Origin of the sequence: Bifidobacterium sp. UTBIF-68, from assembly GCF_006408855.1 — a bacterium.
Taxonomy (GTDB): Bacteria; Actinomycetota; Actinomycetes; order Actinomycetales; family Bifidobacteriaceae; genus Bifidobacterium; species Bifidobacterium reuteri.
This window is the reverse complement of the sequence record NZ_JFAN01000004.1, coordinates 108,379-133,555: the sequence shown is the minus strand read 5'-3', so window position 1 is coordinate 133,555 and position 25,177 is coordinate 108,379. Positions and strand designations below refer to the sequence as shown.

Here is a 25,177-nt window from a genome sequence, read left to right as displayed (position 1 = left end):
CCATGTCTCCGACCGTCTTGCATTCACGGGTCATATGGATCAGTGGGACTGCAGACGGCACTGCTTCCAGATGTCACTGAGCTTCTGACCATTGGACGTGCGCTTCCATACTTCGAGCCCGCCGCTGCGACGGCCTCCCGCAGCGGCACGGGCTGCCGCAGTGGGCGTCGGGTATTCCGAGCCGTCATCCAAGCGGAACCGTCCGTTCTCCGTCACCGTGGCATACCAGCGTTCGCCTTTGCGAGGTCGCTCCCAGACCAATCGTTCGCCGGGCACCAACAGTCCGGCCTGAATCACCTGACGGATGGTCACACGTTTCGAACTGTGTGCTGCGTGCGTCGTCGGCGACTGCGCAAGCTGATCGATGCCTTGCACGGTGAGATCGTTGTTGTTGCGGTCATAACGGATGCCCCAATAATCCACAATGAGTCGAACCGTCTCCGTCTGCCGCTTCTCAAGCAGCGAAGGCGTGCAGTCGTTGTAATCCTTCAGCTCATTGGTCAAAGGGAAACGGCGTGAATCCGAGCGCATGAGCATGCGGTCACGGCGTGCGGCGAACTCGCCGAACTTGTCCAGCTGCTCCTCGGTGCCTTGGACCAGTGCCAGATTGCCCAGTCGATACAGCCAATGGTCATGCTGCTCGGGTGACCAGTCACTGAACGATTTCGAATGTTCAATATTCACCGGCATGATAGGCAGTGCACTGCATTTGCGAGGCCTATCAAGGTGAGATTGCGCTTTCTGCTCATTGGCGCGGATGAGCAGCAGTCGAACCAATGCATTGTCTGATTGCAGTTCCCCTTGTAGACGCACCACGGCATTCTCCTGGTCGTCGTCGCGGACTTTCAGACCGTTGCACCGTTCGACCAGATATCCCTTGTCGAGATCGCGGATGGCGGCGTTCGCATACCCGCGTCTGTCTGTGATGTCTGTCCGGATCAGCGTACGGATTCCGGTCACGCGCTCAAGGGCCGACAGGATCTCCTGCAGACGGCGTTCATCGTGGGGCTCCAATGCGGCGAGCGACGTCGATGCCTTGACACTCCGTGAGCCGCGTTGTGTGAACGGCGGGCAATCGGGATTGCCCAGCTGACGATACGAGTTGACCAGCGCCCACATGGCTACGGGCTTCCACTCATGGTTGCGGTAGTCGTTCAGTCCCTCGAGACGATGCCGGATTTCGGCGGGCAGTATCGTCTCGTTGGGTTTGGAGATGATGCGCCACGCCATCGCATACGGGGCGAGCACGGTGTTGATGAACGAGGCCACCGTGCCGTTGTCGATATGGGGCCTGAGCACATTGTCGAGGAAATCCTCGATGAGCTTGCCGGTATCCGGCTCATGGGCGAGGATGAGATATAGGTAGGAAAAGAACTCGTCGCTCTCATGCGGATCGTCGCTAATCGGGTCGATGATGTCGTCCCAGCGTTCGGTATAGGCGTCAAGCTCCGCGTCACTGAGCCCGGATGTGGCTCGTGCCTTGAAGACGTCGGACGGCGTGAGCGGCAATCCCCGCATGTTCATCACGTCGAAGATGCGATGGGCGCCATCAAGGTTGTCGGTCGTGACGATGACCAAGGTGACCTGATTGACGAGGTATTGGGCGAACTGCTGCCGTGCGGACATGCCCCACGCGGATATCTCGTCGTACACATTCCGGATGTTCGTCACCATATTGCGTTGCGCGGCGGTGGCCAGATCGTCGTTGTCCATGTCGAACACGGATTCGAGGTTGTCCTCTTGGACGTGTTCCCGGAAGAATGACGCGTCGCGTTCACGCAATGTGAGCCGTGGCTCGCTGATGATGCCGCGCAGCTTGTCGCCGGGTTCCACCAGCAGCGCGTCGAGCTGGTGCATCAGGTCGGCGTCCTGTTCCAGATCGCGCAGCACGGCGATGATGATGGACAGGGATACCAACCGCTGCTGCCCGTCGATGACGTCATAGCGGTTGTCACCGTGGCGGACCAAGATTAATGAGCCGAGGAAATACGGGGTCTGCGGCGTTTTCGAGGCGTCATGCAGATCACTGACCAGTTGGAGAATGTTCTCGGACTTCCAGATATACGCCCGCTGGAAGGAGGGCACCGTGAAACGGAAATCCGGTGTGAACACCTTTCCCAGTGGCAGTTCCCGTGCGTTGATGGCCATATGATCCCCCTGTCCGCCCCTTCGCCGTCGGTTGCCGGAGCCGCTCGCATGCATGTGCCGATGGATACCGCACTCGCATCCGCATGCAACAGTTCCGCAGTTCAGCTTACCAGCGCAAGCAGGCAAACGCGGGGGCGGTATCCGCGCGTATGCCGGCGATGCGGTTTGTGTTGTGGAGCGCTCCGTAGCAAGTACAGTCTCGTGGCGTCAGTCGTGCTCGGGAACCGCGCCCTCATAGAGATAGAAGGACATGTCGTCATGATGGTATCGGGATGCGTCCAGATCGATGGACGCTATCCGCTCGAGCCCATGATGGGCGTAGAAGCCCACATTGCAGGAGGTGTCCGTGAACAGGAAGTACTTCGTCATGCCGCTCCTGCGGAAATCATCGAGCATCCTCCGGAACATACGCTTGCCCAGACCATGGCCTTGGGCTTCAGGCGAGAGCGCGAAGAGCACCACTTCGGCGGCATAATCATGGCCGGATCGCGAAGCCCGACTGCGCAGCATCCGATCCAAGGCGAGGATGCCCACGATTTCATGGGCTGCACGCAGGCCTTCACGGGAGCGCATGAGCCCGCCCAGGAGACGGAGATACCTGCAGGCATGCGTATTGCATCGGTTCCGGGTCTCACGTGAGTCGATGCGGCCCAGAATCAGCGCGACCGGTTTGCCATCCACCACTGCGGTATAGGCGTTGGTGGTTCGGGCCAGACAGTTCTCCCAGTCGGCCTCGGCCGCGAGCATGCCGATGCGTTCGCTGAAGTCGGCATACCAAGTGCGTCGCACCAGATCGATCAGTGCGGGGTGGTCGTCTCGCTGCAAAGGGCGAATCGTTGCGGTCTCATGCTCAAGTTCTTGCATGTGTTTCATTATGCCTTATGCCCAGGGGCGGAACTGCACTGTGCTGCGATACCGTGTGCGGCGTTTGCGGCGGAATCCGACTGGGAGAGGCCATTGTGCGGGAGCGGGAGCGTACTCAGGCAATCCGCCGAAGAGACGCGGCCTATATAAAGCCTACAATCGTGCCGGCAGGTCGGCGCGCTCCACCAATCGGGCCATCTGCACGCGGCCCATGTCGAGCTTGTCGGCGGCCGAGGAAAGATGCGCCTTGGCGGTACGTTCCGAGATGAACATCCGGGAGGCGATTTCGGCGTTCGTATAGCCTTCCGCCGCGAGCATCACGGCCTCGCGCTCGCGGTCGGGCAATGCATCGAGCAATGCCCGCGCCTCGTCCCTGCGCGATTGGGGACGCGACTTGCTCAAGCCGTCGATCAGCTGTTTTTGGCTGACCGCATTGAATTGGGGCTCGCCTGTGCATACGCCGATGATGCGGCGGATGATGCAGTCCGGGGCGTCGGTCTTCGATACGAATCCTTCGGCACCCGCCTCCACTGCACGTTCGACGGTGCCGGAGGGACTCAGCGAAGTCAGAATCAGCACATGCGGAGCAGGGGAGAGCGCTCGCAGTTGGCGGGTCGCCTCGATGCCGTCCACTCCGGGCATGGCAATGTCCATCAGCACCACATCCGGATGTTCGAGCGCGGCTCGGCGCACGCACGTCTCACCATCGGTGGATGAGGAAGCCACCACGATTCGCCCGTGGGAATAATCGTTCAGAATCAGACTCATCGCTTGGCAGATCATCGGGTCGTCGTCGATGATGCTGACCCTGATCGGCCTTGTCCCGATGCTTTCGGCATCAGTCTGCGCGCCATCGTCCGGCACCGACTGTGCGGCGGATATGGTACTGCCGTTCTTCTCGCTCACAGAAGACATCTTAGCTGCGCCACGGCAACTGCACGTCCACGTGGAACAGGTGGCGATCGTCCACGCCATACCGGCATTGTCCGCCTGCCGCATGCACGCGGGCCGCAAGACCGGGCAGCCCTGCGCCATGACCTGCTCGGTGAGCGGCTTTGTCGGTAGCGGTATCGGTAGCGGTATCGGGCATCGGATTGCTGATATGGATGTGCACGCCGGACTGCGGAGCCACGGAGACCTCCAAGGAGACCGGCATGCCGGGGGCGTGCCGCCGCGCGTTCGTCAATCCTTCTTGGATCGCCCGGTAGGCGGCCTTGCTGATGGCCTCATCCAATGCACTCAGCTGCTGGATATCGATCCACGTGTTGAGCGAGGTGCCGGAATTGCGCGTATCGGTGATCAACGCGTCCAATGATTCACAGGTCAAAGCGGTGTTGTCGGATGGGGCGAGCTGCTCCCACGCCTGTTGCGGATTACGCAGCATGTCGATGATTGCATGCGCCTCGTCCAACGCTCCAGCCGACTGGCGGCGAATGTCTTCGGCCTTGTCCGCCAAGGCCTTCGCCTCAGGCGTGTCTCCGAGTCTGTCAGCCTCCGCCTTGAGTGCACTGGCGTTCAACGCCATCAGGGACAGCGAATGGGCAAGCGTGTCATGGGCTTCGGCGGCGATCGCGTCGGCGAGTTGCTGGTTGTGAAGGTCGCTTTGCAATGTCGCCGCTTGGGTGGTGGCTGCATCGGCCATCGCGTTCGCCGTGCGCAGGCTGGCGCGCGACCGGATATGCAGGCCGATGAGCACAGCGATGGCCACGAAAATCAGAGAGGCCACCGCCGCGCTGATCACCACGGTCGGTTCCTCCACCATCATGACAATCGGCTCACCTGAATCGCCGCCGGTATCCGGTTCGGCGAAGAACAAGTGCCATATGGATGCGTCAGGTTGTTGGAAGGCGTCCCGCAACTGGCTGATCAGCGTTACTATGGTGCCCGCAGCGACGGCCCGTATGGTCGTGTGTCGGTCGGATCTACGGGCCAGCAACGATGTCATCGCCATCAAGGCGATCAATGAGTCGAACGGGAACACCACGACCAGTATGCAGGAGATCCAGAATGTCGCTTCCGGATACTCGTTGCGCGCCAGCAGCAGAAAACCGGACGGCAATGCGACCAATACACATATGACGACCAGCACGAACCCGACGGAATCCTGATCGAAATTCCTCGAAAAGAACGAGGTCTGCGACAGACACATGAAACTGGCCAATGGCACCATGGTCGCCGAGCACCATCGCTTAGTGATCACAGGCACCTCATCCGGTTGAGGTCTGGACGTAGTCGTTGTTCTTCGACTTGGCGAAATCCGGTGGCGTACTTTTCTTTCCGGCTGCGTACCTGCAACGTTTCGATCAGTCATGGATACCACTGTATGGCCTGTCCCAGCCTGCCGCCACTGGACGCCAGGGCGGAACCATGCCCGGCAAATTGCCCGACCGGGCAGAGGACTCTGACCATTCGTCCACTACCTTCGGCGACCGTCGAACGGTAACGTCGAAAACGATTCAATCAACGGGAAGACATTGCGCCGCAATGGTGCAGTCGAGGAAAGGAGAGCGTCATGGCACATCAAGACGAGGCTCAATCGGCATCCGGAACCAAAACGAAAAAGCCAATCTGGAAACGTTGGTGGTTCTGGCTTGTCATTATCGTGGTGATTGCGGCCATCGGCAGTCAAATGGGAGGGGCATCTGGGCAGACGGGGACGCAGTCCTCGCAGAGCAGCTCCAGCCAGAACGCGACCAATAACGCTGGTTCGGACAAGGACTCCACAAATACCGGTTCCACCGGTACCGACAGTGCCGACAATGGCGGTGCCGATCAGAAGTCCGACGTGCCTGCCGAATACCGATCCGCGTTGAAGAAGGCGGAATCGTACGCGACCGTCATGCATATGTCCAAGCAGGGCATCTACGATCAGCTCACCAGCGAATACGGTGAGAAGTTCTCCGCCGAGGCCGCCCAATATGCCGTCGACAACGTCAAGGCGGACTGGAACGCGAATGCGCTGGCCAAGGCGAAGAACTATCAGGAGACCATGTCCATGTCGCCTGAGGCTATTCGAGACCAGCTCACCAGCGAGAACGGGGAGAAATTCACCGCCGAGGAAGCGGATTACGCCATCCAGCATCTCAATGAATGACCGATCTCTTTCGCGATGGGGCGTTACGCCAATCCCGCCATCCGCTTTCGGAAGGCGGGATTGGTGCTGCTGCGCGGCCTGCGGCGGACAACAGCGACGTTTCGCCCTAAGACGAGGGATTTCATGGAACGTTCAGGTTTGTTCGGCTAGGATTGGTTCTGGAACAACAGATGAAGGAGCGAATATGACATTCGGTCAGCAGCCCCAGAACAACGGGCAGTACAACCCGCAATACAATACCCCCGACTACAACGCCGCCCAGCAGGCAGGATATGGACAGCAGTACATGCAGGGCGGATACGGCCAGCAGGCAGGATACGGACAGAACTACGGCGCTCCCCAGGGCGGACACCAGTTCGGCATGAACTATCAGAACGTCCAGCAGCAGTACCAGTACGCGCAGCCGCAAGGTGCCGGCGCAGGCGCGGCCGCCATCAACACCACGATGACCTACAACGTCGAAGAGGCGCGACGCGTTTCCGTCAGCAAGGTCTATGGCGAGATGACCATCGGCCTGATCGTCACCGCCATCGTGGCTGTGGCCGGACAGGTCACCGGCGCCTATTACAGCTTCCTCATGGCCACCGGCATGATCGGTCTCATCGGCCTGTGCGTGGCACAGGTCGCACTCGCCGTGGTGCTCGGCATGCGCGTGACCAAGATGAAGTCCTCCACCGCCCGTGTCATGTTCTACGTGTACGCGGCACTGATGGGATTCACGCTGAGCTCCATCTTCATGGTCTATGACCTCGGCTCCATCGGCCTGGCGCTCGGTATCACCGCCGCGTTCTTCTTCGCCCTCACCATGTTCGGCATGACCACCAAGATCAATATGCTCAAGGCCGGTCCGATTCTCATGGTCGGCCTCATCGTGCTCATCATCTCGCAGGTCGTGCTCATGTTCCTGCATACGAGGCGCAGGGGCCGGAGATGGTCAAGAAGATCTCCATCCTGTGCGCGTTGAACCTGTACCTCGACTTCGTGAACATGTTCCTCTACATCCTCCAGTTGCTCGGCAACCGCGACTGACGCCATCCTGTGAGGCTCACTTCTCAACCCCCAGTGCGATGAGGTGGGCATCTCAACCCACAGTGCGGTACAGCAAGCCCGACCACAATGTGGCCGGGCTTTTTCATGCCCGACACAAACGCGAGTTAGGTTGGTGCCCCATGAGAAGACAAGAGCTTATGGGTATGTTCTGCCTGTTGTTGACCGCGCTGATCTGGGGTTTCGCGTTCGTGGCGCAGGTACAGGGCATGGATTCCATGTCGCCGCTGTTCTTCAACGCCAGTCGATTCACGTTGGGCGCGCTCTCTCTTGTGCCGATTCTGATTTGGCAGCGCTGGCGGGGGCGTGTGGGATCGTCCGTCGCCGCCGTGGATGATGCAACGACTGCTGCGGGGGTTGCCGGAGCCGACAGCGTCGAGATCGGAGGCTCTGCGGATGCTGACTCCGGGCGACCTGTTTCAGTGTCGCCGGATACGTTAGAAGACGCATCCGCGCATGGCACGCACGCCGTGCCGTTCTGGGCGGCATGGCTCGCCAATCCAATCGTGGTTTCCGTGCTGTGCGGAGTGGTGCTGTTCACCGCGAGCACCCTGCAGCAATACGGCATCCTCTACGGCAAATCGGCCGGTCGGGCCGGATTCCTCACCGCCCTGTACATCGTGATGGTGCCGCTGCTGGCTTTCGTGTTCCTCCGCCGTCGTATCGGCATTCTGGTCGGCGCGGCCGTGGCGTTTGCAGTCGTGGGCTTCTACCTGCTGTGCGTCACCGACGGGTTCGGCTCCATAGGCTTTGCGGACATCCTGTTGCTGTTCACTGCCGTGCTGTTCGCGGCCCATATCCTCATCATCGACACGCTAGGCTCCAAGGTGAACGCCATTGTCCTGTCGTTCGGCCAGTTTTGCACCACTGCGGTCCTGAGCTGGATTGGCTCGATGATCGAAGGCTCGGTGGATTGGGTCGGGGCGGCGCATTCCTGGCTGCCGATTCTGTATGCCGGCATTGGATCGGTGGGCATTGCCTACACCTTGCAGGCGGTGGGGCAGCAGTGGGTGCCGCCCACGCGGGCGAGCCTGCTGATGAGCCTCGAATCGTTCTTCTCGGCCGTTGGTGGTGCGATCTTCCTCGGCGAGGTCATGACCCCGCGCGGCTACCTCGGTTGCGCGCTGATCTTCTTCGGCACGCTGCTGGCCCAAGCCCCCGCCAAACTCCCGAAGTTCCGTGACGGAAGCGATTCCTGAGTGCGGTTTCGGCGGTGGAAGTGCTGTATCTGGTCGGCCGGAGTCGCTTCATGATGTCCTATGTCCACGCCACTGTCCACGCCATCCTGCCTGCGCATCAATCCGAGGTCTTCGGTGCTTCGCCCACCTGAGGCGCGCCATTGATGTCGCGATGGATGTTCTGCATCTGCACCTCGATGTTCTGCAGGCTGCGCGAGCAGTCCAGCAACGTCTGCGAATGCTCGTTGAGCTTGGTGTCCGGCAGGTCGGTCTTGTATCGGAGCGCATGCTCCAGTGACGCCCAATAATCCATGGCGATGGTGCGGAACTGCACCTCCACGGGCGTGTAATGCGCGCCCGAGGAAAGGAACACCGGCACCGCGTAGATCACGTGCAGCGAACGGTATCCGTTCTGCTTGGGTTTCTTGATATAGTCCTTGACGCGGAGCACCTGGATGTCGGACTGCGAAGACAGATAGTTGGATACGGAATAGACGTCATCTCGGTAATTGCAGATCACGCGGATGCCCGCCACATCGAACAGGTTGTCCTTGATGGCGTTGACGCTGACGGGCAGCCCTTTGCGCTCCAGCTTGCCGATGATGGAGTTCACCGATTTCAGGCGGCGCTCCATGTGGTGAATCGGATCATGGCTGAAACGCACCTGGAATTCGTCGTCGAGAATCTCCAGTTTGGTGCTGATCTCATACATCGCTCCCTCGTAGACCTGCATCAGGTCGATGAATTCGGTGATCTGATCGGCGTCGAAGCTGCCTCCGGGCAGGTCGAGCATCTTCAGACGGGCGTTCAGGTCGGCGGTGTTGAGACGGTTATGACGGTCAAGTATCACGACCACCAATATACCGTTCCTGCTTGTCGTGGCCTGAATGCCGGCGCACAATCTCCTCAAGTCGCACATGCTTTTCCGGTCGTGGCCCACAGGCATCCACAAGTCTCCCGTATTCGTCTATGTATCCAATACCGGACAGGATCCTGTCTGATGCTGCCCTATGCTGTCCGATCCTGTCCGGGGCGGGCGGCTTCGATGCCGCAGGATGTGGGCATGCCACGCAGTTGTCGAGTGTTTGTCTCCATGACGAACCCACTGGATAGAATCGCACCTTATGAATGAAGACATGATGACCGAGGCGGAGCGCGCCTCGATTGAGGCTGACGGTGCGGAAATCGCAGCAGGGGAGCGCGGCAAGGGCGTATTCCATATCCATACGCTCGGATGCCAGATGAATGTGCACGATTCCGAACGCATCGCCGGCGTGCTTGAGGCCAATGGATATGTGCCGGCCACCCAGGAACAGATCGATTCCCATGATTTCGACGTGATCGTGCTCAACACCTGCGCGGTGCGGGAGAACGCCGCCGAACGCATGTACGGCACGATCGGCCTGTTCAACCGCATCAAGATGCAGCGGCCGAACCTGCAGATCGCCGTGGGTGGATGCATGGCCCAGCTCGACCGCGAGACGATCGCGAAGCGGAAGCCGTGGGTAGCCGCCGTGTTCGGCACCAAGAACATCGAGGATCTGCCCAGACTGCTGGAGCAGAACCGCATCACCGACAAGCCCCAGGTGCGGGTCAGCGACAAGCTCGAGGAATTCCCGAGCGACCTGCCAGCCGCCCGCGCATCCCGCGTCAGCTCTTGGGTGGCGATTTCCGTGGGCTGCAACAACACGTGCACCTTCTGCATAGTGCCCACCACCCGCGGCAAGGAGAAGGACCGTCGCCCTGGCGATGTGCTCGCGGAAATCCGCCGGTGCGTGGCCAATGGGGCCAAAGAGGTGACGCTGCTTGGGCAGAACGTGAACTCCTATGGCTACGGCATCGGCGACCGTTATGCCTTCAGCAAACTGCTGCGCGCCTGCGGTGACATCGAGGGGCTGGAGCGCGTGAGGTTCACTTCGCCCCATCCGGCGGCGTTCACCGATGATGTGATCGCCGCGATGGCCGAGACCCCGAACGTGATGCACCAGCTGCATTTCCCCCTGCAATCGGGGTCGGACCGCATCCTGCGCGCGATGCGCCGGTCGTATCGTTCCGCCAAGTTCCTCGACATCCTCGGCCGTATCCGCGCCGCCATGCCGGACGCGCAGATCTCCACCGACATCATCGTCGGCTTCCCCGGCGAGACCGAGGAGGATTTCCAAGCCACGTTGGACGTGGTGCGTAAGGCACGGTTCTCCACCGCATTCATGTTCATCTACTCGCCGAGACCCGGCACGCCGGCGGCCTCCATGCCTCAGATCCCCCGTGACGTGGTGCAGGAGCGCTTCGACCGTCTGGTGGCCTTGCAGGAGGAGATCACCCAGGAAAACATGGAAAGCTTCGTGGGGCGCGACGTCGAGGTGATGATCACCGGCAAACTCGGGAAAAAGGACAATGACACGCATCGTGTCACCGGGCGCGAGAGAACCGGGGTGCTGGTGCATATCGGCGTGCCGGAGGGACAGCCGGTGCCGGAGATCGGCGATTTCGTGACGGTGACCGTGACCCACGCCGGACGGCACAATCTGCTGGCGGACCCCGATTCCGCCGCGGGACAGACCTATTCCGTTCGCCACTGAAGACATACGTCCGGCGCTCTGCGATCTCTATGATTGCTTCGACATCAGGGTGCAACCAAGGTTCCTGTGATCAGGGATTGGACGCAGAGCTGGTTTAGGGAGAGAGACTGTGCAGGAAGAAACACACATCACGCCGCGAGTGGTCAGTATCGTCGGCCCGACCGCTTCGGGCAAAACAGGTCTCGGCATCGCCATCGCCCAACGACTGGCGGCGCAAGGCGAACGGGCCGAGATCGTCAACGCGGATGCCTATCAGATGTATCGCGGCATGGATATCGGCACCGCCAAGCCGACCGCCGAAGAGCAGGCTGCGGTGCCGCATCATCTTATCGACATCATTGATCCCGAAGAGTCGATGAGCGTGGCCCGTTTCCAACAGCTCGCCCGCGAAGCCATCGCCGACTTGCAATCGCGTGGCGTCAGGCCGATTCTCGTCGGCGGGTCGGGATTGTATGCGCGGGCGGCCATCGATGACATCACCTTCCCCGGCACCGACCCCGACGTGCGCAGGAAATATGAGGAGAGGGAGAAGACCGAGGGCTCAGGCGCGTTGTTCGACGAACTCAAAGCCAAGGATCCTGAGGCCGCTGCGCGAATGGACCCGCATAACCCCCGTCGCACCATACGGGCGTTGGAGGTCATCGAGCTTACAGGACAACCATACTCGGCGAGTCTTCCGCGGTATCGGTATGTCATCCCATCGGTGCAGATCGGTTTGGACCTGAGCCGTGAGGAACTGGATCGGCGCATCGATCTGAGAACCAAGCAGATGATGACCAACGGTTTCGTGGAGGAGGTGCGGCGCCTACGCCCGCATCTTGGTGCCACCGCCGTGCGTGCGCTCGGCTATCAGCAGATCATCGACCTGTTGGACGGCATCTGGGACGAATACGACGCCTTCGCCGACATTGCCCAGAAGACCAAGCGTCTTGCACGCAAACAGATGGGCTGGTTCGGCCGTGATCCACGCATCCATTGGCTTCAGGCGTTGAATCCGAAGCTTGTCGACAACGCGATGGCCATCATCGCCCATGCCGATGCTGGCGATTACGATCCCATCGATGCTCAGGCTGATGCCTATGTGCAACACCATCTTGGGGACATCGCCGCCGCCTGAAACACCACACTCTGGCTCCCTGCTCTGGCTCCCTCTGACGAGGGTGCTGTCAGCGAAGCTGACTGAGGGAAAGATCGCAGCCGTAAGGCCGCATGTATTCAGTGCGCAGGACCCTGGTCCCAACCGGCAATCAGAAACACGCGCGTCGGATTCGCTGGACGCAGCATCGCCTCGAACATGCGCTCGAATGCGGAGATATCCCCACGATACGCCGTATGCTTGGCCGTGCGATATATGTCGCGTGTCACCATGCCCCAGTCGAGATCCCATCCCGCGTCATGCGCGAGACGGGAGCCGAAGATGCGCAGTACCATCGCGTTGCCTCCGCGGAACGGATGCAGATAGCCCAGCTCGTCGTATATGACCGAGAACTTTTGGACGAACACTTCCCTGTCCAGGGCATGCAGATTGCGGTTGTCCGCCAGTTCCATCGCGATGTTGTGCGCTCCGGTCTCTATGAGCCCGGCAGGGAAAAAGGCCTCGGGATTGTTGGCGCGGGCGCGGTCGTTGGTGATCTCGCGCGTGGTGTTCGATGTACGCAGTTTCCCGGCGTCATCGAACACTCCCTCGAACAGGCCGCGGTGGATCGCCACAAGCTCATCCAGATCGCCGGAGGGATTCCAACGCCGTTCCGCCAGCAGCACCGTGCGCGCAAAGACCGCGTCGGCACGGTTCGCGGCATGATCGTCAAGGCTGCCGTCTGACAGACGGTTCTCGCCATTCGGCCCAAGGATGTTCAGGCGCATGGCCGTCTGCTCGTCGGCCACGTCGATGAGATGGCTCACATCCTGGACGCCCTGCTCATAGGCGGCTGCGGCGCGCATCGTCGCTTCGCCCGGCGTCATCGCCTCCAGTGCGCAGTTCCTGAGTGCAAATGCGACTGCGCTCGCACGCTCTGCGGGTGTCATGGAACCCATGATAAGCCATGAAACATGTCATACGGCGACATGAACCCCCGTACATGTAGAATCAGACGCGATATGGCACGTACAGCATCCTCCAATAGCACACAATCCCGCAAGACCCGTGGCGGTGGCAACACCTCGACGCATGACGGGGAGACCGCAGTCCAGCCGGAACTCGATGCGGAGCCTGAACCGCTATGGCATAAGCTCCTGCTCGCCATCCCGCGTGCGCTGGGCTCGGGTGTCCGCGCCATCGCCGGTGTGGGGGAATACGACCCGGCATATCGGCGTGACGGGTTGTGCTTCATGCTGCTCGTTCTCGCCATCCTCTTCTGCGCTTCAGAATGGTTCCGCGTCAATGGGCCGTTCGGTCGGTTCCTTCATGCCTTGGCCTCCGGCGTGCTCGGTGTGATGAGCATCGTGCTGCCGGTGCTGCTGGCCGCTGTGGCCATCCGTCTGATGCGCAACTCTGGTTATGGTTCCAGCAATCCCCGCGTGATCACCGGTTGGGCGTTGCTCATGTGGTCCATCTGCTCGATCATCGATGTGGCCCTCGCCGCGAATCATCCCGGCTTCGATATCACCGTGCTGCAATCCGCCGGCGGTCTGCTTGGGTTCTTCTTGGGCTCGCCGCTGGCGTGGGGGCTGTCCTCCGCGTTCGCCATCGTGGTGTTCGTGGTGTTCGGTCTGTTCTCCGTCATGATGATCACCGGCACCCACGTCACCGATCTGCCGGAGGATGCGCGCAAGCTGATGGCGTTCATCCAGCGCAAGCCCTATGCTCCCAAGGGCCAGGATTCGAATGACGGCGACGATGAGCGCAGCCAGTTCCCCAATGAGGTGCGTGTCGGCGACACTACGCTGGCGTTCGCGGATGGCGTGCCGACCCATGACGGCGACGACGAAGAAGAAGGGGAAAACCCATCCCCGTCCAAGCCTGGTTTCTTCACACGGCTTTTCGGTCGCAAGCCCAAAGACGAGGGCGACAAGACGCTTGACCGGTATGCCGCCGACGACCCCTTCGACCGGGCGGCGAGCCGGCATGGGGCCACCGCCGAAACACCGGTGGTGGATCCCTCCACCGGTGAGATTCTCGGGGAACATGACGGAGGGCGCACGGTTGCGTCCTCCTCCTATGATGGCCGTCCTCATGTGGCAGGTAACGCGCCGTTCGCCGATGATGCGGCCGATGCCGCGACTGTTGCAGGCACCGTGCCCGTCCTGTCTGGTGCGGCCGGCGCCGTTCTGCCACGGGTGGTCGCCAGCGGCAGCGGCACAGTGGCCATGCCTTCCAGCGCGGGCGGTTCCGGTACTGCGGGCGGTTCCGGCGGCACTACAGCGATGCCGTCCGGTACCACAGCGGACAATGACCCCTGGGCCCCCAGTGCCTTGCAGGCTGCCGGAGCCGCGGCTGTTGTCGCTGCAGGTGCCGCGGCCGCTGGCGCGAATGCGACCGCTCCCTATGCCGGGGCCGACGCGGATGGCAGCGGCGTCGGACAGTCCGGTGCGGTTGCGGATGGCGAAACCGGCACCGATGACGACGCGAATCGTCCCTACCAGTTGCCTGACCTGAACCTGCTCGCCAAAGGCCAGCCCCATGCCATGCGCACTCCGGCTAATGACCGTGTGATTCGGGCCCTGACCTCCACATTCGAACAGTTCAACGTGGATGCCAAGGTGGTGGGCTTCCTGCGTGGCCCGTCAGTGACCCAGTACGAGGTCGAGCTCGGTCCCGGCGTCAAGGTGGAGAAGGTCACCAATCTGCAGCGCAACATCGCGTACGCGGTGGCCAGTTCGGATGTGCGTATCCTGTCTCCGATTCCCGGCAAATCCGCTATCGGCATCGAAATCCCGAACGAGGACCGCGAAATCGTGCATCTGGGCGACGTGTTGCGCTCCGACAAGGCGGTGGGCGACCCGAATCCGATGCTCACCGGTATCGGCAAGGACGTGGAGGGGCACTTCGTCACCGCCGACCTGACCAAGATGCCGCATTTGCTGGTGGCCGGCGCCACCGGTTCCGGCAAGTCCAGTTTCATCAACTCGATGCTCACGTCCATCATCATGCGTGCCACGCCTGAGCAGGTGCGCCTGATCATGGTGGACCCCAAGCGTGTCGAGCTGTCCGCGTACGCCGGCATCCCGCATCTGCTGACTCCGATCATCACCGACCCCAAGAAGGCCGCACAGGCTCTGGAATGGGTGGTCAAGGAGATGGATTCACGCTATTCCGACCTGGAATACTTCGGCTTCCGCCATGTCAAGGATTTCAACGAGGCCGTGCGCGCCGGCAAGGTGCATGCGCCGCTGGGCTCCAAACGCAAGGTGGCACCCTACCCGTACATCCTTGTGGTGGTCGACGAGATGGCCGACCTCATGATGGTGGCCAAGAACGATGTGGAAAGCTCCATCCAGCGCATCACACAGCTCGCGCGAGCCGCCGGCGTGCATCTGGTGCTCGCCACACAGCGCCCGTCCGTGGACGTGGTGACCGGCCTGATCAAGGCCAACATCCCCTCGCGTCTGGCGTTCGCCACGTCTTCGGCGACCGATTCGCGAGTCATCCTCGATACCGTCGGTGCCGAAACGTTGATCGGACAGGGCGACGCCCTGTTCCTGCCGATGGGCTCCGCGAAGCCGATTCGTGTGCAGGGGTCGTGGGTGTCCGAATCGGAGATCCGCAAGGCAGTGGAGTTCGTGCGCACGCAGCGCAAGCCGAGATACCGCGAGGACATCGAGGAGATGGCCAAGGAGGCGGAGAAGAAGAACGGCATGGAGCCGGATGAGGAGATCGGCGACGATATGGACGTGCTGCTCCAGGCCGCCGAGCTCGTGGTCACCTCCCAGTTCGGTTCCACCTCGATGCTGCAGAGGAAGCTGCGCGTGGGCTTCGCCAAGGCAGGCCGTCTCATGGACCTGCTCGAGACCCGTGGCGTGGTGGGCCCGTCCGAAGGCTCCAAGGCCCGTGAGGTCCTCGTGCAGCCCCAGGACCTGCCGCAGGTCCTCGCATTCATCCGCGGCGAGACCAACTCGTTGACGCCATCCGAGCCCGCCCAGGGCGAGCTCGGCGAGTAACGGCTCGGCTTTTCAGAGCAGCTTTCAGCTTCCCTTTACCTAACGTAGAAGTATGGGGGTAACGTGAACATTATGACTAATGAAGCAATGGACAAGCAGGGCACACCCAAGGCCTCCATCTTCGACGGATGGAACGCGGCGCCGAACCTGGTCACCTATTCGCGCATCGTGCTGGTGATCATCTTTCTGGTGCTGGACGCTCTGGCCGGTGAATGGGGCGCCGACAACCTGACATTCCGTTGGATTGCGGCGGTGTTGTTCATCATCGCGGCGTCCACCGACAAGATCGACGGCTGGATGGCCCGCAAATACAATCAGGTCACCGAAATGGGCAAGCTCATGGACCCTATTGCGGACAAGCTGCTGACCTGCGGTGCCATGATCGTGTGCTCCGTGTTCGGAGAACTTGGTTGGTGGGTCACTATTCTGTTCCTGATTCGTGAGATCGGCATCACCGTGATGCGCTTCTTCGTGATGGAGCGTCCGGGTGGCAAGGTCATCGCCGCCGCATGGCCCGGCAAGCTCAAGACCGTGTTCCAGTGCGTGGGCCTGTCCATGCTGTTGCTGCCGATGTGGGCTCTGGACGGCAGTGCCACCACTCCGCTGTGGCTCACCGCCTACTACTTCCTGACTTACACGGTGATCTATGTGGCTTTGGTGCTTTGCCTGTACTCCGGTGGCGTGTACCTGTACAACACCTTCGTGGCCCCGAACAAGCGCTGAACGATGAATGCCGATGACCTTGCCGCAGCCGTATTGGCGATCTGTGAATCACGTGGTGTGAAAATCGCCTGCGCCGAATCGCTGACCGGTGGTCTGCTCGCGGACGCCTTCGTGCGAATTCCTGGGGCATCCCGCGTGTTTCTGGGGTCGGCGGTGACCTATGACATCAACGCCAAGGCATCCATCCTTGGCGTTGACAAGGCATTGCTCGACCGCGAGGGGGCGGTGCACCCCGAAGTGGCCCGCCAGATGGCGGTGGCGACGGCGAGGCTGTATGACCAGCCGGACTATGCAGGCCGTGTCATCGGGCTATCCACCACCGGTGTGGCGGGTCCCGGCCCTGATGGCGACAAGCCGGCCGGATTGGTATATGTGGGGTTCCGCATACCGCGAGACGTTGCTGCGGATCGAGCCGAGCATGTCGAGGCGGTTGAATTGCGGCTTTCGGGCACTCGTGAGGATGTCCGCCATGCCACCGTGCTGCATGTGCTCGAGCGGCTTCGTGCGTGGCTCGGATAGTTGGGTTGCCTGTTCCGGGAATGATTCGGTGCATCGGTCTGGGCTAGTATCCTGCGCCATAAGTTCGTTGATTAATTCACTACCCCTCAGTCCCGCTTCGCGGGCCAGCTCCCCTGACAAGGGGAGCCTCATATATTCAACGAATTAGTGATGCGGGATACTAGGTTGCGGTTTCGGTGGCCGTTTCACCGGCGAATGACCGATGCGATACACGCCTTAAGCAAAACCTGAGTCTATTTACAGCAACTTTTCAGGAATAAAACCCGTGGTGCATGGTGTTGAACTGTATGGAAACACTGAACAGGCCTGGAAGGGGGCTAAGGCGATGGAAACGATGACGCGGGCGGATGGGCAGATGGATGTTGCCGTCAAGAACCCGATGCGAGTGCAGCCGGGCGTTGCCCGTATGCGGGAACTCACCCCGGCCCAGCGCCGCGCGGTGATGTTCGCGCAGCAGCAGGTATTGAAGGCACAGGCCGCGAAGAAGGCCCGTGATGAACGTGCGGCAGCACGCGAACGTATGTGGCAGGACGAGGAGGCCGGATACGCCAAGTCCCGCCCTGCGGCTGTGCAGAACGTAGCTGCCGAATCCGAAGCGCATGACGTGTCGCTGCGTGAGGCTATCGGTCACGTGCTCCGCGATTTGCGCACACGCGACCGTCGCACGTTGCGCGAGGTGTCCGAGAAGGCAGGCGTCTCTCTCGGCTACCTCTCCGAGGTGGAGCGCGGACAGAAGGAGGCCAGCTCCGAACTGCTGAGCTCCATAGCCGATTCGCTTGGCGTGAGCACTGCACAGATGCTGCGCATGGTTGCCGACTATCTTGACTCGGTCAATGAGCGGTAATCATTTGTGAGGCTGCTGTGGGGCCTGTGACGATGGTATTCGTCACAGGCCCTGTTGTATGTTGCCGGATATTCGCCGGGTCGTGGCACACTTTCGGGTATGCGTGAACGTGAATTCTGGGAATTGCTCGAAGAGGTGTTCGGCCGCAGCTATGGCCGCTCGCTGGCCCGCGATCAGCGCATGCCCAAATTGGCGAATATGACGGTGCTTGAGGCGCTCGACGCGGGGGAAGAACCGCGGGTGGTGTGGAACGTGCTATGCGATCAGATGGAAGTTCCTGATTCGAGGCGCTGGGGGCACGACCACAATGCTCCACCGATGCCGGCCGCATGAGGCGTGTTTTCGGCGTGTCGCACAAGAATTCGAACAGATGTTCGTATGTTGCTCTATAGTTATCCACAGTGAGATGAAGCCACAACCGTGTGCATGGCGGCACTGACCTGAAGTAACGCCTTACGGCAGTAGGGCTGTCGCTCTGAGGGGCGGCATGGGTCACGAAGCTGGAACCACAGAGGTCAGTCAGGCTTGCCGCATGAGGTTGCTCTTGCATACGGTGGGAGTGACCAACCGCTTACGACTTCGATAAGGAGAAGATCATGGCACAGGAGACCAAGTCGGCGCCGCAACCAACCGGTGCTGCCGAACACGAGCTCGATCCCAAGCGCAAGGCCGCGCTTGACGCCGCGTTGGCGCAGGTCGAGAAGAGCTTCGGCAAAGGTTCGGCGATGCGTCTGGGGGACAGGCCGGAACAGAATGTCGAGGTGATTCCCACCGGTTCGCTGGCGCTTGATATGGCGCTGGGCATCGGTGGATTGCCCAAGGGGCGCATCGTGGAGATCTACGGTCCCGAATCCTCCGGCAAGACCACATTGGCATTGCATGTGGTCGCCAACGCCCAGAAGAAGGGCGGTGTGGCCGCGTACATCGACGCCGAGCACGCGCTTGACCCTTCCTATGCGCGCAAGCTGGGCGTGGACACCGATTCGCTGATCGTCTCCCAGCCGGACAACGGCGAGCAGGCGTTGGAGATCGCCGACATGCTCATTCGTTCGGGTGCGCTCGATGTGATCGTCATCGATTCGGTGGCGGCATTGGTGCCGAAGGCCGAGATCGACGGCGATATGGGAGACAGCCATGTCGGCCTGCAGGCCAGGCTCATGAGCCAGGCGTTGCGCAAGATGACCGGCGCGCTGTCCCAGGCGGGGACCACCGCCATCTTCATCAACCAGCTGCGCGAGAAGATTGGCGTGTTCTTCGGCAACCCCGAGACCACCACCGGCGGCAAGGCGTTGAAGTTCTACGCTTCGGTGCGCATGGACATCCGCCGTATCCAGACCATCAAGAACGGGGACGAAGCCGTGGGCAACCGCACCCGAGTCAAGGTGGTCAAGAACAAGATGGCCCCGCCCTTCAAGTCCGCCGAATTCGACATGCTCTACGGCGAGGGCATCTCCCGTGAAGGGTCGGTCATCGACATGGCCCAGCAGGTAGGCGTGGTCAAGAAGTCCGGCTCATGGTTCACCTATGAGGGCGACCAGCTCGGCCAAGGACGTGAGAAGGTCCGGCAGTTCCTCAAGGACAACCCGGCGATCACCGAGGAGATCGAGAACAAGGTCAAGGCCCAGTTCGGCCTTATCGCGCCATCCGACCAGTTCGCAGAGGACGAGGAGGCCGCGGCTGCTGCTGCTGCAAGTGAGGCTGCTGCCGCCGATGAAGCCAAGGACAGCAAGGCGGCGGCCGCAAGGCAGAAGTCGGACAAGACCGTGGAGAAGCCTACCCAGACGGCGGCCAAAGACGCCACCGCGAAGGTCTGACGCGCGATGATCGATGCCGCTGAATTCCTTCAGCGCAATCCTGCCGTCCTCGGACATGCTGTACCAGGGAATGCAGGAACAGCTGAAGCTGAGGCGTCTGCCGTGTCATCGGCCCCGGATTGTTTACGACACTCACTGTTCGGTGGTGCTTCGGAAAGATGCCACAGGAGCGCATCAGCCGGCGGGGCGTCGGCTGATGCGCAGGCTCCGAATGCCCCGAATGAGGATGAGGACGCATGCCGGGAGGCGGCGTTGAGGCTGCTCGATGCCGCTCCCCGGTCATCCGGGGCATTGCGAGACCGTCTCGTCGGCAAAGGATATGCCGAAGACGTCGCAGACCGGGTGATAGCACGGCTGATTGAAGTGCGGCTGCTGGATGACCGCGAGTACGCCGAATCGGTGGTCCGGATCTGCGCCAACCGCATGATGGGGCGGCGCGGCGCAGCCATGGAACTTGCCCGCAAAGGCGTGGATCGCATGCTGGCGTCGCAGGTGACCGAGGAGGCCGAACAGAACGGCGTGTTCGAGGAAGCGGCGTGGGAATTGGGGCGTAGTGTGGCGCGCAAGACGCAAGGCCTCGACCGGCAGGTGCGTCAGCGTCGCTTCTGGGCCGCGGGTGGACGCAAAGGGCACAACCCGGCCATCCTTCGAGAAGTTGCTGCAGAACTGTTGAGATAGCTGCTGATTTCCATGTGGTCCTCTCTATAGGGAGAGTCGCCGGCATGGCTGTTGCCGAAGTGCGATAGAGGTTTGCCGTCGATTGGCTCCTCGAAGCGACCGTGGTTCTTCTCCATGCCGTATGTATAATTGCAGGCTTGAGACCTCTTGATGGCCGCGGCCGTGATCTTCATTGGGATCGGCTGAGGAACTTCCGGGCTCCATAGAGCACGATGGCGGATAACGTCCGCCCAGGGTGACCTGAGAGATAGCGCAGCAGAGAACAGACCGCCCGTCCTCGACGGGTAAGGGTGAAACGGCGGTGTAAGAGACCACCGGGCCGCTGGTAACAGCAGGCCGCATGGCAAGCCTCATCGGGAGCAAGGCCAAGCAGATGGCGGTAAGGGCTGCTCGCCCGTGTCATCGGGTAGGCTGCTAGAGCCTGGCGGCGACGTCAGGTCGAGATGGATGGCCATCCGTGCAGCGCATTCGCGCGGCACGACAGAACCCGGGGTATAAGGGGTCTCATATCATCTTTTCCCGTTTTGCCGATGGCGCTGTGTCCAGCTTAGTGTCCAGCTTATAGAGCGGATTGTTCCACGAAGGTTTGTGGAAACAAACATATTGCTTTGAGCGAGCAGTCGGGCGCGTTGCCGATTGTTTACGCATTGTTCGTCTACAATGAAACGTATCCAAGCGGTGATGTTGCCGTTTGGACCCACATATAGCGGGTGAAACCGCTTGAGTCACTAGGAGGTCAACATGGAAATCGTCGTTACCGGACGTCACACACAGATCAAGCAGAGGTTCCGTGATGTTGTCGAGTCCAAGATGAATCGTGTGACCGCAATCGCCCCGGATGCACAGCGCGCGCAGATCGTGCTGACCCATGAGGGCAACCCGCGTCAGGCAGACACCGCCAAGCGCGTGGAAATCACCGTTATCGCGGGTCGTACCGTGGTTCGCGCCGAAGCCTCCAGCACGGATGAGTTCAGCGCATTGGACATGGCGCTCGACAAGCTGACGCTTCGCCTGCGTCGTACCCGCGATCGCCGCAAGGATCATCGTCGTGGATACACCAACCCGGTGCCGGTCGATCTGGGTGCCGCCGCTCCGGAGCCGGAGGTCGAGGAGGCCGATGAAGAACCGAACAACAGCCCGGCTGCCGCTGTCGCCTCCGATCTTGGCCCTGGCGAATCCGTGGAAGTCCAGGTTGGGGATACGCCAATCGTCATCCGCCGCAAGCTGCACATCGCCGAGCCGATGAGCATCGACGAGGCGCTGTACGAGATGGAGCTCATTGGGCACGACTTCTTCCTGTTCGTCAACAAGGACACCGGTCGTCCGTCCGTGGTCTATCACCGTCACGGTTGGAGCTACGGCGTTTTCGAGATCGACACTCCTGAAAACGTCAAGAAGGCCGAAGCCTGACGCTGAAGCCCGATAAGGCAACAGTCGAATAGCAGGCAATCGAGATAAGCCGCTTCCCGCCAACGGGAGGCGGCTTTTTCGTAATCTGGTCGAAAAAATGCGTGGTTCTTGCCACGTGGCGGTATCCTGATATGCGGAACCACCGAAACCAATCAAGGGAGAACCCAGTGGTCGATATCATTGACAAAGCCCTGCGCATGGGCGAAGGCCGTCAGATCAAGAAGCTCGAGAACGTGGCCAAGGCAGTGAACGCCTTGGAGGACGAGATCTCCGCCCTGTCGGACGACGAGCTCAAGGCTCAGACCCCGAAATTCAAACAGCAGATCGATAATGGCAAGAGCTTGGACGAGATCATGCCCGAGGCGTTCGCCACCGTGCGAGAAGTCTCCAAGCGCACCCTCGGACAGCGTCACTTCGACGTGCAGCTCATGGGCGGCGCGGCCCTGCACTGGGGTAATATCGCCGAGATGAAGACCGGTGAAGGCAAGACCCTGGTCGCCACACTGCCGAGCTACCTCAACGCACTCGAAGGCAAGGGCGTGCACGTGGTCACCGTGAACGACTACCTCGCCAGCTACCAAAGTGAGCTTATGGGCCGCATCTACCGCTTCCTGGGCATGAACGTCGGCTGCATCATCACCGAACAGAAGCCGCCGGAGCGCCGCAAGCAGTACAACGCGGACATCACCTACGGCACCAACAACGAGTTCGGCTTCGACTACCTGCGCGACAACATGGCTTGGGAGAAAGCCGATCTCGTGCAGCGCGGCCACCATTACGCCATCGTCGACGAGGTCGACTCCATCCTGATCGATGAGGCCCGTACGCCGTTGATCATCTCCGGCCCCGCCGAAGGCGACGTGACCCGTTGGTACCGCCAGTTCGCCAAGCTGGTCCTCAAGCTCGCCCGCGACGAGGACTATGAGGTCGACGAGAAGAAGAAGGTCGTCGGCATCCTCGATCCGGGCATCACCAAGGTCGAGGACTTCCTCGGCATCGACAACCTGTACGAGCCGGCCAACACCGCCCTTATCGGCTACCTGAACAACGCCATCAAGGCCAAGGAGCTGTTCATCAGGGACAAGGACTATGTGGTCACCCAGGGCGAGGTGCTCATCGTCGACGAGCACACCGGCCGCATCCTGCCGGGCCGCCGCTACAACGAGGGCCTGCACCAGGCCATCGAGGCCAAGGAAGGCGTTGAGGTCAAGGCCGAGAACCAGACCTTCGCCACCATCACCCTGCAGAACTACTTCCGTATGTACGACAAGCTCGCAGGCATGACCGGTACCGCCGAGACCGAGGCCGCCGAGTTCATGAACACCTACAAGCTGGGCGTGCTGCCGATCCCGACCAACAAGCCGATGATCCGCAAGGACCAGGACGATCTCATCTTCCGTACCAAGAAGGAGAAGCTCGCCGCCATCGTCAAGGATGTGGCCAAGCGCCACGCCTCCGGCCAGCCGGTGCTGCTCGGCACCGCCTCCGTGGAAAGCTCCGAGGTGGTCTCCACCCTGCTCGATGTGGCGAAGATCCCCCATCAGGTGCTGAACGCCAAGCAGCATGAGAAGGAGGCCGCCGTCGTGGCCGTCGCCGGCCGCAAGGGCGCCGTCACCGTGGCCACCAACATGGCCGGCCGTGGTACCGACATCATGCTCGGCGGCAACGTCGAGTTCCTCGCCGACGCCAAGCTGAAGTCCGAAGGCTACTCTCCCGAGGACACCCCGGAGGAGTACGAGAAGCGCTGGCCGGGCACCCTGAACGAGATCAAGGCGCAGGTCAAGGACGAGCATGAGGAAGTCAAGAAGCTCGGCGGCCTGTACGTGCTCGGCACCGAACGCCACGAGTCCCGCCGAATCGACAACCAGCTGCGCGGCCGTTCCGGCCGTCAGGGCGATCCGGGCGAATCCCGCTTCTACCTGTCCCTGGAAGACGATCTGATGCGTCTGTTCAACACCCAGCTTGTGGCTCAGGTCATGGCCAAGGGCATGGAGGAAGGCCAGCCGATCGAATCCAAGTCCGTCACCAAGGGCGTGCGCACCGCGCAGAAGGCCGTGGAATCCCGCAACTACGAGATCCGCAAGAACGTGCTCAAGTACGACGACGTGATGAACAAGCAGCGTACCGTCATCTACTCCGAGCGTCAGGCCGTGCTCAAGGGCGAGGACATCCACGAGGATATCGAGCGCTTCATCGCCGACACCGTGGAGTCCTACATCAAGGGTGCCGAAAAGGGTTCCGACAAGCCGAAGGACTGGGATTGGGAAGGCCTGTTCAAGGCCCTCAACACCGTGGTGCCCACCGATGTGACCGCCGACGAGGCCAAGGAGGCCGCGGGCAATCTCAAGGGCGAAAAGGCCATCGAAGCCGTGCGCGACCTGATCGTCAAGGACGCCAAGGCCAAGTACGACGAGCTGGAGAAGACCATCGGCGAATCCGGTCTGCGTGACCTCGAACGCCGTGTGGTGCTTGCCGTGCTCGACCGCAAGTGGCGTGAGCACCTGTATGAGATGGACTACCTGAAGGACGGCATCGGCCTGCGCGGCATGGGCCAGCGCGACCCGCTGGTGGAATACCAGCGTGAGGGCTTCCAGATGTACAACTCCATGATCGAGGCGATCAAGGAGGAATCCGTTCAGCTGCTCTTCCACATCGACGTCAAGCAGGTCGCCGCCACCCAGGATCCGAACTCCACTGATGACGAGGACGCCGCCGTGGCCGCTGCCGAAGGTGCCACCGGCGTCGCCGAAACCTCTGATGGTTCCGAATCCGCCGCAACCGTTGCCGCCGGCCCTGATGAGGACGGCGAGACCGAGGAGGAGGCTGCCGAAGGCGAGTCCGAAGAGGAATCCGAAGACTCCGCCGAGAAGCAGGCCATCGCTGAGTCCGCCGCCGCATCCGAATCCGGCGAGGCTACGCTTCCCGTGGCCGGTCCGGCTCCGATCAGCCACGCCGAAGGCAAGGTCCCGGTCTCCAAGCGTCCGAAGAGCGACGAGCTGAAGACCCCGTGGGCCGACGGCCGCACCTTCCCAGGCACTGGCAAGAACGCGCCCTGCCCGTGCGGTTCCGGTCGCAAGTACAAGATGTGCCACGGCCAGAACGAGCAGTGAGCTGATTGCCCTGCACGGATGAAACAAGCCCCGCTGGTTCACATGGTGAATCGGTGGGGCTTTCCGTATCCA

At 61.2% G+C, this 25,177-nt stretch carries 19 protein-coding genes, 1 other RNA gene and 1 pseudogene; 15 read left to right on the top strand and 6 right to left on the bottom strand.

Going from position 1 to position 25,177, the window contains the following annotated elements:
* Window positions 1-39: 39 nt before the first annotated feature.
* The 4 genes from BW14_RS01735 to BW14_RS01720 all read right to left on the bottom strand — a co-directional run bounded on the left by BW14_RS01735 (window position 40) and on the right by BW14_RS01720 (window position 5,182).
* Entirely contained in the window at window positions 40-2,148 is a 2,109-nt protein-coding gene (locus tag BW14_RS01735) for a DUF262 domain-containing protein (RefSeq protein ID WP_140489156.1), read from the bottom strand.
* A 207-nt stretch (window positions 2,149-2,355) separates the two neighbouring features.
* The gene (locus BW14_RS01730) at window positions 2,356-3,012 is read right to left on the bottom strand and encodes a GNAT family N-acetyltransferase (protein WP_223848020.1); all 657 of its coding nucleotides are present in this window, start codon (window positions 3,010-3,012) and stop codon (window positions 2,356-2,358) included.
* Window positions 3,013-3,165: 153 nt separating this feature from the next.
* On the bottom strand, window positions 3,166-3,876 hold the full coding sequence (locus tag BW14_RS01725) for a response regulator transcription factor (RefSeq protein ID WP_081977824.1): 711 nt from the start codon (window positions 3,874-3,876) through the stop codon (window positions 3,166-3,168).
* Between the two features lie 52 nt (window positions 3,877-3,928).
* On the bottom strand, window positions 3,929-5,182 hold the full coding sequence (locus BW14_RS01720; RefSeq protein WP_181162269.1) for a sensor histidine kinase: 1,254 nt from the start codon (window positions 5,180-5,182) through the stop codon (window positions 3,929-3,931).
* A gap of 342 nt (window positions 5,183-5,524) precedes the next feature.
* Here BW14_RS01720 and BW14_RS01715 point away from each other — a divergent pair, with 342 nt between their 5' ends.
* From BW14_RS01715 to BW14_RS01705, 3 genes and pseudogenes are all read left to right on the top strand, one after another.
* On the top strand, window positions 5,525-6,106 hold the full coding sequence (locus BW14_RS01715) for an Ltp family lipoprotein (protein ID WP_044088849.1): 582 nt from the start codon (window positions 5,525-5,527) through the stop codon (window positions 6,104-6,106).
* Window positions 6,107-6,290: 184 nt separating this feature from the next.
* Window positions 6,291-7,135 (top strand): annotated as a pseudogene (locus BW14_RS01710) (Bax inhibitor-1/YccA family protein).
* 164 nt (window positions 7,136-7,299) lie between these two features.
* Window positions 7,300-8,352: a DMT family transporter gene (locus tag BW14_RS01705; RefSeq protein ID WP_140489181.1), complete on the top strand. Its 1,053-nt coding sequence runs from the start codon at window positions 7,300-7,302 to the stop codon at window positions 8,350-8,352.
* Window positions 8,353-8,449: 97 nt separating this feature from the next.
* Here BW14_RS01705 and BW14_RS01700 read toward each other — a convergent pair whose 3' ends face one another.
* Window positions 8,450-9,190 carry a GTP pyrophosphokinase family protein gene (locus BW14_RS01700; RefSeq protein WP_181162268.1) on the bottom strand — a complete coding sequence of 247 codons (741 nt, stop codon included), beginning with the start codon at window positions 9,188-9,190 and terminating at the stop codon, window positions 8,450-8,452.
* A 265-nt stretch (window positions 9,191-9,455) separates the two neighbouring features.
* On the opposite strand from BW14_RS01700, the gene miaB reads away from it, so the two are divergent.
* Together miaB and miaA are read left to right on the top strand one after the other, a co-directional pair.
* On the top strand, window positions 9,456-10,910 hold the full coding sequence (gene miaB / locus BW14_RS01695; RefSeq protein ID WP_044088852.1) for a tRNA (N6-isopentenyl adenosine(37)-C2)-methylthiotransferase MiaB: 1,455 nt from the start codon (window positions 9,456-9,458) through the stop codon (window positions 10,908-10,910).
* Between the two features lie 127 nt (window positions 10,911-11,037).
* On the top strand, window positions 11,038-12,027 hold the full coding sequence (miaA, locus tag BW14_RS01690; RefSeq protein WP_140489179.1) for a tRNA (adenosine(37)-N6)-dimethylallyltransferase MiaA: 990 nt from the start codon (window positions 11,038-11,040) through the stop codon (window positions 12,025-12,027).
* Window positions 12,028-12,125: 98 nt separating this feature from the next.
* On the opposite strand, the gene BW14_RS01685 is transcribed toward miaA, so the two are convergent.
* Entirely contained in the window at window positions 12,126-12,872 is a 747-nt protein-coding gene (locus tag BW14_RS01685) for a Fic family protein (RefSeq protein ID WP_044088854.1), read from the bottom strand.
* A gap of 135 nt (window positions 12,873-13,007) precedes the next feature.
* Between BW14_RS01685 and BW14_RS01680 the strand changes: the two genes are divergently transcribed.
* The 10 genes from BW14_RS01680 (at window position 13,008) to secA (ending at window position 25,105) form a co-directional block, all read left to right on the top strand.
* The gene (locus BW14_RS01680) at window positions 13,008-16,007 is read left to right on the top strand and encodes a DNA translocase FtsK (RefSeq protein ID WP_140489153.1); all 3,000 of its coding nucleotides are present in this window, start codon (window positions 13,008-13,010) and stop codon (window positions 16,005-16,007) included.
* Between the two features lie 87 nt (window positions 16,008-16,094).
* Window positions 16,095-16,730 (top strand): CDP-diacylglycerol--glycerol-3-phosphate 3-phosphatidyltransferase, encoded by a 636-nt coding sequence (gene pgsA / locus BW14_RS01675; protein WP_044088856.1) that lies wholly within the window; start codon window positions 16,095-16,097, stop codon window positions 16,728-16,730.
* A 3-nt stretch (window positions 16,731-16,733) separates the two neighbouring features.
* Complete coding sequence (locus BW14_RS01670; protein ID WP_044088857.1) at window positions 16,734-17,249, top strand: CinA family protein; 516 nt, start codon at window positions 16,734-16,736, stop codon at window positions 17,247-17,249.
* A gap of 325 nt (window positions 17,250-17,574) precedes the next feature.
* Window positions 17,575-18,093: a helix-turn-helix domain-containing protein gene (locus tag BW14_RS12400; RefSeq protein ID WP_140489152.1), complete on the top strand. Its 519-nt coding sequence runs from the start codon at window positions 17,575-17,577 to the stop codon at window positions 18,091-18,093.
* 99 nt (window positions 18,094-18,192) lie between these two features.
* Entirely contained in the window at window positions 18,193-18,426 is a 234-nt protein-coding gene (locus tag BW14_RS01660) for a DUF3046 domain-containing protein (protein ID WP_044088859.1), read from the top strand.
* A gap of 263 nt (window positions 18,427-18,689) precedes the next feature.
* The gene (gene recA, locus BW14_RS01655; protein WP_258186022.1) at window positions 18,690-19,907 is read left to right on the top strand and encodes a recombinase RecA; all 1,218 of its coding nucleotides are present in this window, start codon (window positions 18,690-18,692) and stop codon (window positions 19,905-19,907) included.
* A 6-nt stretch (window positions 19,908-19,913) separates the two neighbouring features.
* Window positions 19,914-20,585, top strand: coding sequence for a regulatory protein RecX (locus tag BW14_RS01650; protein WP_140462354.1), 672 nt, complete (start codon window positions 19,914-19,916; stop codon window positions 20,583-20,585).
* A gap of 138 nt (window positions 20,586-20,723) precedes the next feature.
* An RNA gene (gene rnpB, locus BW14_RS01645) (RNase P RNA component class A) lies at window positions 20,724-21,096 on the top strand.
* Window positions 21,097-21,326: 230 nt separating this feature from the next.
* Window positions 21,327-21,995 (top strand): ribosome hibernation-promoting factor, HPF/YfiA family, encoded by a 669-nt coding sequence (gene hpf, locus BW14_RS01640; protein ID WP_044088861.1) that lies wholly within the window; start codon window positions 21,327-21,329, stop codon window positions 21,993-21,995.
* Between the two features lie 131 nt (window positions 21,996-22,126).
* Window positions 22,127-25,105: a preprotein translocase subunit SecA gene (gene secA, locus BW14_RS01635; RefSeq protein ID WP_375137561.1), complete on the top strand. Its 2,979-nt coding sequence runs from the start codon at window positions 22,127-22,129 to the stop codon at window positions 25,103-25,105.
* Window positions 25,106-25,177: the final 72 nt, after the last annotated feature.